The organism is Microbulbifer bruguierae (assembly GCF_029869925.1).
In the GTDB taxonomy this organism is placed as follows: Bacteria; Pseudomonadota; Gammaproteobacteria; order Pseudomonadales; family Cellvibrionaceae; genus Microbulbifer; species Microbulbifer bruguierae.
The window spans coordinates 1217444-1233915 of record NZ_CP118605.1 but is presented as its reverse complement, the minus strand read 5'-3'; the positions used below and the strand labels follow the sequence as shown (position 1 = coordinate 1233915).

Genomic DNA, 16472 nt, shown 5'->3' with positions numbered 1-16472 from the left:
AAAAAACGTTGCTGTGTTATTGATTGGCGGCGGTGTCCCAGGACACCAGGTTCTGCAGCATCAGCATGCCGCGATCCAGCAGGAAACCGATAAAGCCAATGACCAGTACTGCAGCCATGATGCGGGCGAGAGAGTCGGAGCTGCCATTCTGGAACTCATCCCACACGAATTTTCCAAGCCCCGGATTCTGCGCCAGCATTTCCGCGGCGATCAGTACCATCCAGGCCACACCCAGGGACAGGCGCATACCGGTGAAAATCATCGGCACCGACGCGGGCAATACGATTTTCTGGACATGGCGCAGGGCCGGAAGGCGCAACACCTTGCTTACATTCACCAGATCCTGATCGATCCCGGCGACACCCACGGAGGTGTTGATCACCATCGGCCACAGGCAGCACAGGGTGACGGTGATCATGGAGTTGAGAAAAGACTTGGCAATCAGCGGATCGGGGCTGGTGTAGAGCGCGGATACCACCATGGTGACCAGCGGCAACCAGGCCAGCGGAGAGACCGGTTTGAAGATCTGCACAATCGGATTGATGGCACTGTTGAGGGTCTTGCTCAAACCGATGGCGATACCGAGCGGTATGGCAATGGCTACGGCCAGGAGAAACCCGCTCATTACCGTGATCAGGCTGGTAACAATCTGATCGATAAACGTTTCCTTGCCGGTATAGGCCCGAACCTTGGGAACATAATCGGGATCTGCGGCCGCGCGTTCGGCATTGCGTATTTCCTGGCGCTCGTAAAATGCATGCTCTTTGTCCCGTGAGCGCTGGTGTTCGTCATACAGCGTACCGAACTGTTCCATTACTGCGACCGGGCCCGGAAACTTGCCGAGTGAGGTATCGATCTTTTGTGCGGTAACGGACCAGAGCAGCAGAAAAACCAGGATGCCGGTCACAGGCAGTACTACCAGGCGAAGTGCATTGCCAAAAATACCGGTATCCAGTTGCGGCAGTTTCAATCCGTAAAACTTTCCGGTGGTTGCGGCTGTGATGTTCATGATTCCTTACCTCGCAGTTCTCGATACGTTCATTACTGATTCGGGGTGGTCAGGACGGATCAGGTGATTGCAGCGATTCCTGATCCGCCTCTGGGTTAGAGCTTCTGCCCCGATTTCAGACCGATGGAAAATTTGTTGATGTATTCATTCGGCTTCTGGCCGTTGTAGACGATGCCATCGATAAAGTGGGTCTGCGGATCGCGGAATCCGTCCTCGGTGGCGAAGTCGGGGAATTGCTGAGTGGAGGCCAGTTTTTCTGCAATCAGGGATTTGGCGGCGGCCTGGTAAATGTCAGGACGGTAGACCCTGGCGGCCAGTTCCTTGTACCACTCATCCGACTTGTCTTCGGAAATCTGGCCCCAGCGACGCATTTGGGTGAGGTACCAGATGGCGTCGGAGTAGTAGGGGTAGGTGGCGTTGTAGCGGAAGAACACATTGAAATCGGGCACTTCACGCTTGTCGCCTTTTTCGTATTCAAAGGTGCCGGTCATGCTGTTGGCAATCACATCGTAATCCGCGCCGACATAGTTGGACTGGGACAGGATCTTCACCGCTTCAGGACGATTTGCGTTGTTGTTTTCATCCAGCCACATGGCGGCCCGGATCAACGCGCGAGTGATACGCACGGTGGTGTTGGGGTACTTTTCGGCAAATTCCCTGGTGATGCCAAATACCTTTTCCGGATTGTCTTTCCAGATTTCGTAGTCGGTAACCACCGGTACGCCGATGTCCTTGAATACGGCCTGCTGGTTCCAGGGCTCACCCACGCAGTAGCCATATATGGTGCCGGCTTCCAGGGTGGCGGGCATTTGCGGGGGCGGCGTTACCGAGAGCAGCGCGTCTGCGTCAATCTGGCCGGAAATGTCGCCCTTGTGCGGGGCGTAGTAGCCGGGATGAATGCCACCGGCTGCGAGCCAGTAGCGCAGTTCGTAATTGTGGGTGGAGACCGGGAATACCATACCCATATTGAAGGGCTTGCCGTCGGCCTTGTATTTCTCGACCACCGGCTTCAGGGCGTCGGCCTTGATCGGGTGCACCGGTCTGCCGTCTGCCTGTTTGGGGATATTCGGTTTCATCTGTTCCCAGATGGCGTTGGAAACGGTAATGCCGTTTCCGTTCAGGTCCATGGAAAAGGGCGTGATAATGTCAGCCTTGGTGCCGAAACCCATGGTGGCGGCAATGGGTTGGCCGGCCAGCATGTGTGCTCCGTCGAGGCGTCCATCAATGACACCGTCCAGCAAAACTTTCCAGTTTGCCTGCGCTTCAATCGTGACGTAGAGGCCCTCATCTTCGAAAAAACCTTTCTCATAGGCGATGGCAATGGGGGCCATGTCGGTGAGTTTGATAAAGCCGAACGTCAGTTCTTCCTTCTCTGGATAGCCCAGCTCCTCAGCCTGTGTCGGTAGTGCGAGCGTGGAAAACCCTGTGAGTAGTAACAGTGAACTGGCTATTTTTCTGAAAGGCTTTTTCCATTGCATTTTGTCCATCTCCAAGTTTTCGGCTGTATGTGTAAAAGGTTGTGTGGTTCGGGTCCGAAATTTTGAGCAAAAAAAAGCGCTCATCGATTGACTGCACTGGGGCAGTTATCGATGAGCGCCTCTGCTCAAAGGGCAAACGCAGTAGCGTCGCCTAACTGATTTTTATACGGGCAAGTCCATCTGCCCTGATTTCAACGGAAGCCAGATTCCAAATCTGGTGCGAAATCAATTTGATAAATTCCACTTTACTCTCCCGCTGCACTGCATGGGCCATGCCAACTTTTTTCCATGTTTTGAATATTATTTTTTTCGTAATGGTTTTCTGGGGGGCGGGAATCCGGTGGTGTGATGTCACGGTTAGTTCACAAGTTGTTGTTAAACAAGATTTTTTTGAATTTGAGAGAGGAGGGTGGATGGCGTGGAGCGGTTGAGGTCGACGACATAAGAAAAAATGATGTGACGTAAAATTCTGCGCCATTACCTGTTTTTGTGACGCGCTTGTAGTGGCATGGCTGCCGCCAGCTACGGTGTAGGAGCCTGGTAACAGGTGAATTTTGGGGCAGGGTAACGGCGCGTTAGGGAAATTATCGGTGCATCAGATGGAATGAATTGGTGCATCTGCCATTTATGGGGGCAAGTATTTAGGGTGCCGGATGTGGGAAGGAACCTGCAGTGAGGGAGTAAAACAGGTGAGGCAGAGAAAGCGAAGGGGCCGGACAAGGTTGTCCTGCCCCTGTTTTTTAGTTCCGTTAGCAAGCGCTCGGAATCAGAATGAATAGTTCAGCGATACACCTGCCAGCCAGGCTTCCAGGTTCGTGGTGCCGCCATTGAAGTAGGTGCCAAGTCCTGCGTTACTGGTCAGTGGCAGTGCCTGAAATTCCTGAATGGTCTCGTCGTCGCCCCACAGGTAAGCGAGGCCGCCGTCGATACTCAACTGGTTGTTGAATTTGTAGGTGCCGCCGAAGGTAACCCATTGGCGATCAGCATCCGGGATAGACAGGGTGCGCCAGGTAACAGGCAAACCAAGGCCGTCTCCCAGCCCGTAAGCCGCCGATTCTGCAACTCCACCTTCATATAGTCCGTCGCGAGCCGCACCTTCGTCATAGGCGTAGCCCACGCGCCAGGTCACCTCTTCACAGGGGTAATACTCCAAGCCGAGGCTGTAGCGCCAGCCGCTTTTGAAGTTTTCTTCCTTGATATGCAGCGGGTTGTAATCCGGGAATGGCTCGCCGTTGACTCGCTGATCTGGGAAGTAGGCTTCCAGGCGTTCGAAGTCGTCCCAGTCGGTCCACACGGCCCCAAAGGCTATGCCCCACTGATCGTTGAAACGGTGATAGATCCCCAGCTCGGCCATGTCCGGCAGATCCAGGGTCAGGTCGGCGGGTTCATTGCGGAAGGGCAGGCCGGTTGTGACAGAAGTCAGGAGGTCTGAGTCCACATCCGCTTCGATTTCCGGGTCCATCTCGGATTGATACGACAGGCCGATACGGGTGCGGCCGTCAACACTGCGCCACAGAGCACCGATACTCCAGCCGTAGTCCCAGTCGTCACCATCGGCATCCAGCAGTCGCGCGTTTGAAACCGGGGTGCCCAGCACCTGCTCCGCCAGTGGGTCCAGCAGGAAGTCGTTGGGTACCTTGCTCTTGAGCGTGGCATCTGCATAGAGGAAGTTGGCGGAAATGCCGATACTGAACTGATTGTTGTAATCGAAGGCTACAGACGGTGCGATATTGACCGAGAGCAATTCTGTTTTGTCGGCGATGTGAGTTACCGGCCAGCTGGATGCAAAATCGGTTTCCAGGCCGTAATCGGTGTTTACTGCCAGGCCGAATGACCAGCAGTCATCAAAAGGTACTGCCAGGTACGCGTTGGGTACCCAAGCGCTGGTCGCGTAATCGTTCGCTGTGTCATAAACGGAGCCCTGCAGACTTGGACCGGCAGCGGTCAGTAAATAGTAATCGGTATACCCTGCTGCATCGATTTCCGGATTGACATAAGTCACGCCTACCGACAGTGCAATATCGCTGAACAGCGCGGAGCCCGCGGGATTGCGGGCCAGAATCGCCGCGTTGTCACCGATGGCGTTTTCTGCGGCAAACGCGCGCCCGAGACCGGAAGTACTGGATTCCTGAAGGGCAAAGCCTGCGGCCATGGCGCCGCCTGACACGGCGCTAATTGCTGTGGCCAGTGCAGCTTTACGCAGAATATTGATAGTCATGAGGTCCCACTCTTTTGCTGAAAATGGTGCCGTAGGGTGCAATTTGTCTGTTGCCGGCTGAAATACTTTTCCAGAAAATTTTTTGCAGTAAGCAAATGTTTTCTTAGTAGCTTGAGTCTAGCAGCGCGTATTTTGCACGCGAGGGAAAAGCGGCGACTTTATAGTGGCCTGCTGCGGAAAAATCTACAGGTTGTCGTAAATTTTTAGGGAAATGTGAAAAGTTTTTCCAAGGGATTATTTTACGCTGACTTCCTTGCCGTTTATGGAGAGTTTGGTCAGGGTGATTTGATAGCTTTTGCCATTATCTTCCCGCTGCATAAGCTTCACCAGGGCGTAATTCCATTGGGGGGCGAACCAGATATTGGTAATGCGTTCTGCATCCTGGCCGCGCACTCTTTGTACCTTGACGGTTTCGATTGGCCCCATGGGGGTATTGAGTGTTTCCTTTCCTGTAATTTCAAATTCGTAGTCGCGGATTTTTTTTCCGTCGGCCACCGCATATTTCAGCGGTGTTTTTCCGTTGGCGATATCAATGGCCAGCTGCAACTGGTAGCTGATTTTGTCCTGGATATTGGCGGGTGCATTTTCGATGCTCTGGGATTTATCGTAGACATTGATTATCCGTTTGCCGCCGTCTTCAAAACTGAGCGCGGTATGGCGATCTTTGCCGAGACCGGACTTCTGGTAATCGTAGTGTTGTGGCTCCAGGTTTTGCCCCTGTTGCGCGAAACGGGAGTACTCCTCGATCTTGGCGAACATGGAGTGGGCCGAAAAATCCAGGCGCCAACTGGCGGGGCTTCCGGTAAGTTTGCGCTCTGCGGTGACACCAAATCCGCTGAACTCAGCCTTATAGGTCGCGTTGAATGGGACAAGAATATCTGCTGTGTGGTTTTTGGTCTTGGGCTTGGCTTCGGTAGAGGTGGACAAATAAGACGGTGCCGGGGACGAGGGGGCGTTTGAGGTGGTTTGTGCCTGAGCAGTGGGGATAATCAGCAGAACAGAAAGGAATAGTGCGGAGAAAGCAGTAAAAAAAGCGTAGCGATTCAAGGTTCGACCTCCGGCCTGAGTTGTGTATTCCATTGCTTCAGGCCGGAAGGTTAGCCGGCCCTACAAACGTTTTCCGCTCCGAGGTAGCAATTCACCATCCAGTTCGGCGCGATCGCCCACCATTTTCAGTCGCCCCTGGGCAAACCAGGTGGCGGCCAGCGGATAGATTTTATGTTCCTGTACCAGCACCCGCTGTGCAAGGGTCTCGGCGGTGTCGCCGGGCTCTATTGCTACAGCGGCCTGCAGGATCGGTGGGCCGCCATCCAGCTCTTCAGTAACGAAGTGCACCGTTGCGCCGTGTTCACTGTCGCCCGCGTCCAGTGCCCGCTGGTGGGTGTGCAGTCCCTGATACTTCGGCAACAGAGATGGATGAATGTTCAACATCCTGCCGCTGTAGTGGCGCACAAACCCCGGGGTTAAGATGCGCATAAAGCCCGCCAGAATTACCAGGTCCGGCTGGTAGGTGTCCACCAGTTCGGCCATGGCCTGGTCGAAACTCTCCCGGTCACCGAAATTTTTGTGGCTCAGCACTTCCGTGGCAACACCGGCGTCCCTGGCCCGCACCAGGCCGTAAGCATCCCCCTTATTGCTGATGACGGCAGCCAGGGAGTACGCGCAAGCGCTGTCTGCGGCAGCGTCCAGAAAGGCCTGCAGGTTGGTGCCGCTGCCGGAAATAAGAACGACTGCGCGGCACTTGTCCGCGCCAGTGGATACGCTGTCCGGCGAATCAAAACTGCTCATTGATGAATCAGATTCCCGCCAGCTCTACGGCTTCACCGCCATCGGCGGCTTCGATGCTGCCAACGATAAAGGCGTCTTCGCCCAGATCCTTCAGGAGGCTTACTGCTTTGTCGGCCTCAGCAGCCGGTACGCAGATGACCATGCCAACACCGCAGTTGAAGGTGCGGTACATTTCGCGGCTCTCGATATTGCCGGCCTCTTGCAACCAGCGGAATACCGGCGGCAGTGCCCAGCTCTTGGTATCGATGACTGCGCGGGCATTGTCCGGCAGCACGCGGGGCAGATTTTCCAGCAGGCCGCCACCGGTGATGTGGCTCAGGGCGTTTACCTGAACTTCTTTTTGCAGCGCCAGCAGGTTCTTCACATAGATACGCGTGGGGGCCATCAGGGACTCGGCCAGAGTTTTGCCTTCCAGGTCTTTCTGCAGGTCGGCGCCGCTGATCTCCAGTACCTTGCGGATCAGGGAGTAGCCATTGGAGTGGGGGCCAGAGGAACCGAGGGCGATCAGCTTGTCCCCGGTCTGGACTTTGGAACCGTCGATGATTTCCGACTTCTCCACCACGCCCACACAGAAGCCGGCGAGGTCGTAATCTTCACCCTCGTACATTCCGGGCATTTCGGCGGTTTCACCGCCCACCAGTGCCGCGCCTGCCAGCTCACAGCCTTTGCCAATCCCACTGACAACGTCGGCCGCAATGTCGACGTTTAGCTTGCCGGTGGCGTAATAGTCGAGGAAGAACAGGGGTTCGGCACCAGCCACCACCAGATCGTTCACACACATGGCAACCAGATCGATACCGATGGTGTCGTGGATACCAAGGTCCATAGCCAGGCGCAGTTTAGTGCCTACGCCGTCGGTGCCGGAGACCAGAACCGGTTCTTTATAGCCGCTGGGCAGCTGACACAGGGCGCCGAATCCGCCCAGCCCGCCCATTACCTCAGGGCGCGCAGTGCGCTTGGCCACATGCTTGATGCGCTCAACCAGGGCGTTACCCGCATCGATATCGACACCGGCATCTTTGTAGCTGAGGGAGGGAGAGGTGGGCTTGGATTCGCTCATGGTTCAACCTGTAAGGGCCTGATTGGAAGGGCGCGTATTCTAGTGGAAAAAGTACGTAATGTGCGAACTGAAGGCTGGGAGAAATAGCCGACACTGATACAATAGCCGCTAATTGACTGCCCGGGGTGTCCCCGGCGCAGGAGCGCACAGTGGAATGTCGGCTTGCGTGGCGGGCGGCCGGGTGCGAATCTATGCATATATATAAGAGGTAAGGGGACCGAGAGCCGATGCCATTGACGATGACCCCCAGGGTGCTGCTGTGCTTTACGCTGTTACTGGCCGCACTGACGCTGGCGATGCCGTCTTCTGCACGGGTAATGCCGGATCTGTATGAAGTCAGCGAAGCCGTGCCCAGCCGCGGCACAACGGATCGAACCGTCGCCACCAGCCGTGGTCTCGAGCGTGTTTTTGTGCGTGTGACTGGCGACCTGGAAATTGCCAGTCACCCCAAACTGGCACCGGAGCTGGAGCAGGCCCGCAAGTACGTGCAGGGTTACCGCTACGAGAGCGACAACAATCAGCTGTATCTTCACCTAAGCTTTGATCCTCAGGCCGTGAACGACCTGATTCACCAGCTACAGCTGCCTCTGTGGCCGAACAACCGCCCGGGAACCCTGGTGTGGATGGCTGTGGATACCCTACAGGGAGGGCGCGACACCCTGCGCCAGGAAGACTATCCCGAGCTCTTCGGGCTGCTGGATGGTCTCGCTCTGGAACGCGGGTTGCCGCTGGATTTTCCGGTTATGGATCTCAATGACCAGCGCAATATGCCCCTCGGAAGCCTGTGGGCGCAGGACGAGGGCGCGGCGGAGCGCGCCGGGGTTCGCTATCGACCCGATGCTACTCTGATGGGGCGCCTGCTACAGACCTCCGGTGAGCGTTGGCAGGCCAACTGGCTGCTGATTCACGGTGGTCGCAGCTACGCCTTCGATGCTACCGGAAGCTCACTCGAAGAGGTGGCGCTGCGCGGGGTGAATGAAGCGGCCAATCAGCTGGCGGAACGCTATGCGGTGCGCTCCAGCGATACCAACATTGCCAGTGCGGTAGTGGTGGAGATTTCTGGTATTCGCTCTTTTGCCGCCTACTCTCAGGCCACGAGTTACCTGCAGGGACTGGCTCAGGTCAGCAGTGCGGATGTGGTGGCAGTGGACGGGGATCGCCTGTTGCTGTCGCTCACCTCCAGCTCGCAACTACAGACCCTGAGGGATGTGCTGGCCCTGAACCGCAACCTGCAATTGGCAGGCGAAGATGGCATGGTCGACCTGACGGGCTACCGTGCTCCCCTTGGCAGCGCCCAGAATCCATTGCGCTACAGCTGGCATTAACCCGTGACTGGAAGTACCTCAACAGGCGGCACGCCGCAGCAGCTTTCCCTCGGTGTATCTCTGCGGGACGACGCTACTTTCGTTAATTTTTTCCAGTCTACGGACGCAGTGAACAGGCAGGTAGTCGGGTTGCTGCAGGCCTTTGCCAGCGGTGAGAACCCGGAACCGGCCATCTATCTGTGGGGCGAATCCGGTAGCGGTATCACGCACCTGCTGCAGTCGGTGTGCCAGGGGGCCGAGAGTGCCGGGCGCAGTTTTCAGTATCTGCCGCTGGCGGACCTGATCGAGGCGGAGCCGGAAGTGATTCTGGACGGTCTCGATTTTCTGGACTTGGTGTGTATCGACGACCTGCATTTGATCGAGGGGCGCAGGGAGTGGCAGACGGCCATATTCCATCTGTACAACCGCCTCCGGGACAGTGGCCGCCAGCTGTTGTTGGGCGCGCGCAAGTCTCCCAGAGCGCTGGAGTTGGGTCTGGCAGACCTGCAGTCGCGATTGCAGTGGGGGCTGACCTTCCAGCTCCACCCGCTGAGCGATGAGGACAAGTTGTCGGCCCTTTGCCAGCGCAGTCGCCTGCGCGGGTTTGACCTGCCGGAAGATGTGGCCCAATACATACTGCACCGTGCGCCCCGGGATACCCGCGCCTTGTTTGCCTGCCTGGAGCAATTGGACCGGGCCTCGCTGCAGGCTCAGCGCAAGATCACCATTCCGTTTGTAAAGCAGGTTCTCAATTTCTGAGTCGGGCTGAATCGCCTTGTTTGGGGTTCAATTAACCGTTGCCTGGACATCGACAATCGGATTTTTCCCGCAGTGAAAATGAAAAAGGCCCGGCTGGTTTATCCAGCCGGGCCTTTTCGTTATGGCGTGGTTACTTTAGTTTGCGACACCTGCGCCGCCGTTCGTTTCCTCGACCCACTCGTTCACCAGCTCTTCCAGCACATTCAGCGGCACCGCGCCATTGGCCAGAACCACATCGTGGAATTTGCGGATATCGAACTGGTCCCCCAGTGCCTGTTTGGCATTTTCACGCAGTTCGACAATTTTCATCATGCCGATTTTGTAGGCCGTCGCCTGACCGGGCATAACGATATAGCGCTCGATGGCTTTGACCACATCGCCCTGAGGGTTCGGGCTGTTTTCGGCCAGCCAGTCGATGGCCTGTTCGCGGGTCCACTTTTTGCGGTGAATGCCGGTGTCCACCACCAGACGGCAGGCGCGCCACAGCTCCATGGCCAGGCGGCCGAAGTCGGAGTAGGGGTCCTGATAGAAGCCGATTTCCTTGGGTACCAGCTCGGAATAGAGACCCCAGCCTTCGGTGTAGGCGGTATAGCCGCCGAACTTGCGGAAGGAGGGCACACTCTCCAGCTCCTGCATGATAGATAGCTGCATATGATGCCCGGGAATGCCTTCGTGGTAAGCGAGTGCTTCCATCTGGTAGGTGGGCATGCTGCTCATCCGGTACAGGTTGGCGTAGTAGATACCAGGGCGGGATCCGTCCGGCGCGGGCCGCTGATAGAAGGCCTTGCCTGCGGATTTTTCCCGGAAGGGCTCTACCGCTTTAACCACCAGGTCCGCTTTCGGTTTGGTGATAAACAGCTCGTCCAGGCGCCCTTTCATGGTGTCGATGATGGCGGTGGCTTCGTTCAGGTAGCGCTGCTTGCCTTCGTCGGTTTCCGGGTAGTAGAACTGTTTGTCAGTGCGCATGAATTCAAAGAATTCCTGCAGGCTACCTTCGAACTTGACCTTCTGCATGATCTCACGCATTTCGTCGTGAATACGTGCCACCTCGGACAGGCCCACCTGGTGAATTTGCTCGGCGGTCATGTCTGTGGTGGTGTAGACATTCAGGCGATGCTGGTAGTAAGCGTCGCCGTCGGGGAATTTCCATGCGCCGTCATTCGTGGTCGCCGTTTTCTCCAGCTCCCGGAGGTAGTTGTTCAGTTTTTCATAAGCCGGTTTGACCTGTTCCTGCAGCGCGAGTTTGGCTTGTTGGATCAGCTCAGCTTTTTGCTCGCTGCTGATGCTCAGCTTGTCGACCTTGCCTTTGAAATCGGCGAACAGGGTGCTGTCTTTACCGTCACCAAAAGGGGCACCGGTAACCAGGTTCTCGCCATCACTGATGACATACGGGAAAACAAACGCGGGCACCGTAACACCCGCATCGGCACGCTCTTTCAGGTTTTCGACCAGTTGATCAAAATGCGCTGGCAGGCCCTGGAGTCGGGCTACATAAGCTTCCGCATCTGGCAGGCTGTCGATTCGGTGCTGGTTGATTAGCAGGGAGGCGACGCCGGTATGGACTGCATACATCTGGTTGACGGGATATGTGTGCAGGCGCCACTGATAGCCCTCAATCTCCTGCTCGAGATTACGTATGGCCAGCCGCAGCGACAGGCGGGTGGCGTTGTCCAGCTGTTCAGGATCGATCTTCTTCAGCGCTTCCAGCTGCCGTTTGTTGATCTCAAGGGTTTCCTTGGCGAATTTCGGAGAGATGTCGTCCCACTTGTCGTAATCCTCCTTCATTCCAAGGAACGTTTTGAATTCCGGGCTGCGGCTGACCCGGGTCTGGAACTGATCCTCGAAAAGCTGATTGGTGCTGGCGATGACTTCGGGATTGCCACTCAGAGTATCGTTGGCAGCCTCCAGTGCTGCAGCGCTGCCTGTTTCCGCGCTGGCAACCTGTGATTGTTGCTTGTCCGTTTCGGGAACTTCCCGTTCGCATCCTGTCATGGCCAGAGTGCTTATGGCAGCGGCCAGCAAGGTGATTTTCAGCTTCATGTATTTTTCTCAGCTTGTTATCGAGGGATAGTCGGGCGTTGGTAAAAGCCCGCTACGAAAAAATGCGCACCAGTATGTAACTATTTTGAAGAAACTATTTTGAAGTAACTATCTGATGTAACTGCCTGCGCCAGTGACCGCGCTCCCGGAGCGCTCGACATCGGAACCCCAGGGCCAGATGGTCCGGAAAGCACCCGAAATAACGGGGGCAATCCAGGGCGGCATTTATGCTAATGCGGGGAGGCCTGGAGGACAACCGGCACTCAATAGCGCATATCAATGACGCTAATGAATCAGCCCCGATTGATCGGGCGAAAAAAAAGCGGGCCTTGGCCCGCTTCTCGCCGCACCGGAGTGCGGCCGCCTGGTATTGATCAGGCGAAATTCTGGTTGGCGAACTCCCAGTTCACCAGAGCCCAGAACGCTTCCATGTACTTCGGACGCGCATTGCGGTAGTCGATGTAGTAGGCGTGTTCCCAAACGTCGCAGGTCAGCAGCGGAGTAACGCTGCTGTCGGTCAGCGGGGTTTCGGCGTTAGAAGTGTTGACGATGGCAACAGAGCCGTCGGCTTTCTTCACCAGCCAGGTCCAGCCGGAGCCGAAATTGTTCACTGCGCTGTTGGTGAACTCTTCCTTGAACTTGTCGAAGGAACCGAACGCGGCGGTGATGGCATCAGCCACAGCACCAGTGGCTTCGCCACCGCCGTTGGGGCTCAGGCAGTTCCAGTAGAAGGTGTGGTTCCAGATCTGGGCGGCATTGTTGAATACGCCACCGGAGGAAGACTTGATCACGTCTTCCAGGGATTTTTCTGCTTCCGGGGTGCCATCCAGCAGGCCGTTCAGCTTGTCAACGTAGGTTTTGTGGTGCTTGCCGTAGTGGTACTCCAGGGTTTCCTGAGAGATGTGCGGCTGCAGCGCGTCCATAGCATAGGGGAGTTCGGGGAGAACGTGTGCCATGTGTCATTCCTTCCTTTGTCTGGGACCTGTACCGACCCAAGAACGGTGGCAGGTCAGTTATTGGTGATGGGCATTCTACACGCGCTTGATTCCATTATTAAGCCATTGGACAGGCCAAATGTTCCATCCGAACGCGAGATTGGAGCGGTTCTTGAAACAAATCTTGAAAAGAGTAGTTAGTGACGGAGCGGTCGGCGCCTGGCAATGTCCTATTCTGATAACAGTGCCCGCTTACTTTTTCGTCAGTTTTTGGTATAACTGCCGCAGATTTCTACCGAATTTTGGTCCCCAGTGACCACCAGCCAACGCAGGACAACAGCATGCAACGCAGAGAGCCCACATTCGATGGCAGCAGCTCATCTTCTATGGACCCTCAGATCCCCAACGGTCCCATTGGCGGAGGTCGACAGCGTCACGCGGCGCCTCAGCCTACGGCCCCGGTGCCGGTTCCTGAGTCCTCCGGAGGCGGTTCGTCATTTCTCGCCATCGTCGCTCTGCTACTGGCGCTTGCAGCGCTCGGCGGGGCTGGTTTCCTGTACACCCAGTGGCAGGATACCCGTGCCCAGCTAGTGGATGCGGAAAGCCGCATCGTGCAGTTGGAAAAGCGCTTCGAGATGTCTGGCGAAGAGTCCGCGGCGTCTGTTGAAGTGCTGAATGCCAAGGTCAAAGAGAACGCATCTGAAATCCGTAAGCTCTGGGGTGTGTCTTACGACACCAACCGCAAGAACATTGCGGATAACAAGGCCACTGCCGATGCCGCCAAAAAAGAAGTGGCGGCGCTGTCTGGCAAAGTCAGGGGCCTGGAAACCAGCCTGAATAAACTGACCGCGCTGGAGAGTGAAATGGCGAAGCTGAAAGAGTCTACCGTCACCGCTTCCCGCGAAACCAAAGACAAGGTTGCAGGCCTCGAGCGTCAGCTGTCCTCGGTGCGGGCTGACCTGACTGCGCGCGTCGGCGCCAACGAAGAAGCGGTGCAATCCATCGATACGTATCGCCGCAGCGTGAACAAGGATCTGGTGCAATTGCGCGATGCAATCCGCAGCCTGCAGTCCAGTTCCAGTACTGCATCCGCTCCCTGATGGGAGCCCCGGGGCCGAGATCTGCTCTCAGTCCCGGTCTGGTTAGCGGTGGCAACAGCTGTCGCTAATCATTCTCATTCCCGCCTGTATCTGTTGTTTATCATTTTTTCCCGATTTCCTCCCTTCGCAGAATCCAACACCCGAAGATAATTCGTGTAAAATCGCCGCCTTCGAGACGAGACGACAACCGGAGCCGGCAATGACCATAATCCGCCAGGACGACCTGATCGACAGCGTGGCTGATGCGCTGCAGTTCATTTCCTACTATCACCCTCAGGACTTTATTCAGGCCCTCAACACGGCTTACGAGAAGGAAGCCAACCCGGCGGCGAAAGACGCCATGGCCCAGATCCTGATCAACTCCCGCATGTGTGCCCAGGGCCACCGCCCTATCTGTCAGGACACCGGTATCGTGACCGTGAAACTGAAAGTGGGTATGAACGTGCAGTGGGACGCCGACATGGGCGTCTCCGACATGGTCAACGAAGGCGTACGCCGCGCCTACAACAACCCGGATAACGTTCTGCGCGCGTCTATCCTCGCAGACCCGGATGGCGCTCGTAAAAATACTGGCGACAACACTCCGGCGGTGATCCACTACGAAATCGTGCCCGGCGATACTGTTGAAGTCTACGTGGCAGCCAAGGGTGGCGGTTCAGAAGCCAAGAGCAAGTTTGCCATGCTGAACCCCTCCGACTCTGTGGTCGACTGGGTACTGGAAATGGTGCCGAAGATGGGCGCTGGCTGGTGTCCGCCTGGCATGCTGGGTATCGGTGTCGGTGGCACTGCTGAAAAGGCCATGTTGCTGGCAAAAGAATCTCTGCTCGACCCGATCGACATTCAGGACCTGCAGGAGCGCGGTGCTTCCAACCGCGCAGAAGAGCTGCGCCTGGAACTGTACGACAAGGTCAACAAGCTGGGCATTGGTGCCCAGGGCCTGGGTGGTCTCACCACCGTGCTGGATGTGAAGGTCAAGGATTACCCGACCCATGCCGCCAACAAGGCCGTGGCCATCATCCCCAACTGTGCCGCCACCCGTCACACCCACTTCACCCTCGACGGTTCCGGTGCTGCGCGCCAGACTCCGCCGAAGTTGGAAGATTGGCCGGAAATCACCCGCGAAGCCGGTGCCAACACCCGCCGCGTGAACCTGGATGAAGTGACCGCGGAAGACGTGCTGAGCTGGCAGCCGGGCGAAACCCTGTTGCTGAACGGCAAGATGCTGACCGGCCGCGACGCCGCACACAAGAAAATGGTCGACATCCTGGCCTCTGGTGAAAAACTGCCGGTGGACCTGACAGGTCGCTTTATCTATTACGTGGGCCCGGTCGATCCGGTACGCGACGAAGTGGTTGGCCCCGCTGGCCCCACCACCGCCACCCGCATGGATAAGTTCACCCGCACCATGCTGGAACAAACCGGCCTGCTGGGCATGATCGGGAAAGCCGAGCGCGGCCCAACCGCCATCGACGCTATCCGCGATAACAAAGCGGTATATCTGATGGCGGTAGGTGGTGCAGCCTACCTGGTGGCCCAGGCCATCAAAGATGCAAAAGTCATCGCCTTCCCGGAACTCGGTATGGAAGCCATCTACGAGTTCGATGTGCAGGATATGCCGGTAACCGTAGCGGTGGATAGCAACGGTGAATCTGTGCATAACACCGGCCCGGTGATCTGGAAGCACAAGATCGAAGAGGGTGCGGTGTAAGCCCGAATCTCTGCGAACCTTAAAAAGGCCGGTTCCCGCTTGGGAACCGGCCTTTTTTTATCTTACAGTTTCAGCTGCACTTCTGGAGACAGTGCTAGTGTCGACGCCGGAAATATAATGCCACGGCTCCTAATTCCGGAAGACCTTCCGTAAGTCATTGACTTTCAAGAGCTTCAAAATATGCTCAATAGCCATTGGCGAGCCGATATAAATAAGACTGTGTCTATATGTTTCCGGAAGAATAAACTGTGCTAACCATAACCCGTTGATTTTATTGGTGGATTTTTGGCGGTTCTAAAATGCGCCAGTAAATGGTGGGGAAGGAGATATAAGGCCATAGGCTTTTGAATAAACTGTTATGCATCTTTACAATTGAGCAAGTCTAAGCATGGATATAAAGACAGCTAAAGAATCTCTAAACTATGCGATAATCCCGTTCGCAGTAGGAATCCTTGAGGTTCTGACTAATGGTTTTCTGGGGCGTGAGTCCGATACAAAATTAGTCCTAATCACATGTTTTGTAATGGCAATCATAGTTTATGTTGCCAGCTATGCTTCAAAAATTTATGTATTAAAAAATAAAGAAAATTTCGGCCGTGCAAATCCAATAGTATTCTTTCAGTCTCCAATTTTTTGGTGCACAGTTACTTCTGTGCTTATTTTGGGCGCCGTACTTCGTCATAATGCATAACAACCATACAAGGCCGGGCAATTTGCTCCGGGCCTGCGGCCCTCCGCGGGACAGCTTACCTTGTGCGCGTTTTGCGTTGGTGTTGTAAGCGGATCGACAGCAAGGAATTTTAAAATTGTCTGAGAATCAAGGTAGATTGGCAATTGTGATATATGTAGTGTTTTGTATCGTTGCTCTCCTAGGTGGTGCTTTTCAAGCAGTTAGTCTTACCTCTGGAATGATGGACGTTACTCCCAAAAGCCAATGGGTACACCAGCTAGTTATCCCGTCATTTATTACTATGGTGGTTATGTTCTTTGGCGGATATATAGTGGCCCCACGGGAAAAATCCTGGATAGTATTCTATTTATTTTCGAGTGTTCCGATAGGGCTGGTATCGCTA

At 55.7% G+C, this 16472-nt stretch carries 13 protein-coding genes; 5 read left to right on the top strand and 8 right to left on the bottom strand.

What is annotated here, in order from left to right:
* Positions 1–16: 16 nt before the first annotated feature.
* The 6 genes from PVT68_RS05230 to purM form a co-directional block, all read right to left on the bottom strand.
* On the bottom strand, positions 17–1009 hold the full coding sequence (locus PVT68_RS05230) for an ABC transporter permease (protein ID WP_280321598.1): 993 nt from the start codon (positions 1007–1009) through the stop codon (positions 17–19).
* Positions 1010–1104: 95 nt separating this feature from the next.
* Positions 1105–2487 (bottom strand): CmpA/NrtA family ABC transporter substrate-binding protein, encoded by a 1383-nt coding sequence (locus tag PVT68_RS05225; RefSeq protein ID WP_280321597.1) that lies wholly within the window; start codon positions 2485–2487, stop codon positions 1105–1107.
* 766 nt (positions 2488–3253) lie between these two features.
* Entirely contained in the window at positions 3254–4705 is a 1452-nt protein-coding gene (locus tag PVT68_RS05220) for an OmpP1/FadL family transporter (RefSeq protein ID WP_280321596.1), read from the bottom strand.
* Positions 4706–4939: 234 nt separating this feature from the next.
* On the bottom strand, positions 4940–5752 hold the full coding sequence (locus tag PVT68_RS05215; RefSeq protein ID WP_280321595.1) for a DUF3108 domain-containing protein: 813 nt from the start codon (positions 5750–5752) through the stop codon (positions 4940–4942).
* Positions 5753–5812: 60 nt separating this feature from the next.
* A complete protein-coding gene (purN, locus tag PVT68_RS05210; protein ID WP_280321594.1) occupies positions 5813–6493 on the bottom strand; it encodes a phosphoribosylglycinamide formyltransferase in 681 nt (226 codons plus the stop codon).
* A 7-nt stretch (positions 6494–6500) separates the two neighbouring features.
* Positions 6501–7553 carry a phosphoribosylformylglycinamidine cyclo-ligase gene (gene purM / locus PVT68_RS05205; protein WP_280321593.1) on the bottom strand — a complete coding sequence of 351 codons (1053 nt, stop codon included), beginning with the start codon at positions 7551–7553 and terminating at the stop codon, positions 6501–6503.
* Between the two features lie 227 nt (positions 7554–7780).
* Between purM and PVT68_RS05200 the strand changes: the two genes are divergently transcribed.
* Complete coding sequence (locus PVT68_RS05200) at positions 7781–8878, top strand: DUF2066 domain-containing protein (protein ID WP_280321592.1); 1098 nt, start codon at positions 7781–7783, stop codon at positions 8876–8878.
* 3 nt (positions 8879–8881) lie between these two features.
* On the top strand, positions 8882–9616 hold the full coding sequence (hda, locus tag PVT68_RS05195) for a DnaA regulatory inactivator Hda (RefSeq protein WP_280321591.1): 735 nt from the start codon (positions 8882–8884) through the stop codon (positions 9614–9616).
* A 135-nt stretch (positions 9617–9751) separates the two neighbouring features.
* Here the strand turns inward: hda and PVT68_RS05190 are convergent, their stop codons facing one another.
* Positions 9752–11656, bottom strand: coding sequence for a DUF885 domain-containing protein (locus PVT68_RS05190; RefSeq protein ID WP_280321590.1), 1905 nt, complete (start codon positions 11654–11656; stop codon positions 9752–9754).
* Positions 11657–12030: 374 nt separating this feature from the next.
* Positions 12031–12612, bottom strand: coding sequence for a superoxide dismutase (locus PVT68_RS05185; RefSeq protein ID WP_280321589.1), 582 nt, complete (start codon positions 12610–12612; stop codon positions 12031–12033).
* 320 nt (positions 12613–12932) lie between these two features.
* Here PVT68_RS05185 and PVT68_RS05180 point away from each other — a divergent pair, with 320 nt between their 5' ends.
* The 3 genes from PVT68_RS05180 (at position 12933) to PVT68_RS05170 (ending at position 16090) form a co-directional block, all read left to right on the top strand.
* Positions 12933–13691, top strand: coding sequence for a hypothetical protein (locus tag PVT68_RS05180; protein WP_280321588.1), 759 nt, complete (start codon positions 12933–12935; stop codon positions 13689–13691).
* A 199-nt stretch (positions 13692–13890) separates the two neighbouring features.
* The gene (locus tag PVT68_RS05175) at positions 13891–15399 is read left to right on the top strand and encodes a fumarate hydratase (RefSeq protein ID WP_280321587.1); all 1509 of its coding nucleotides are present in this window, start codon (positions 13891–13893) and stop codon (positions 15397–15399) included.
* A 388-nt stretch (positions 15400–15787) separates the two neighbouring features.
* Positions 15788–16090: a hypothetical protein gene (locus tag PVT68_RS05170; RefSeq protein WP_280321586.1), complete on the top strand. Its 303-nt coding sequence runs from the start codon at positions 15788–15790 to the stop codon at positions 16088–16090.
* Positions 16091–16472 lie beyond the last annotated feature (382 nt).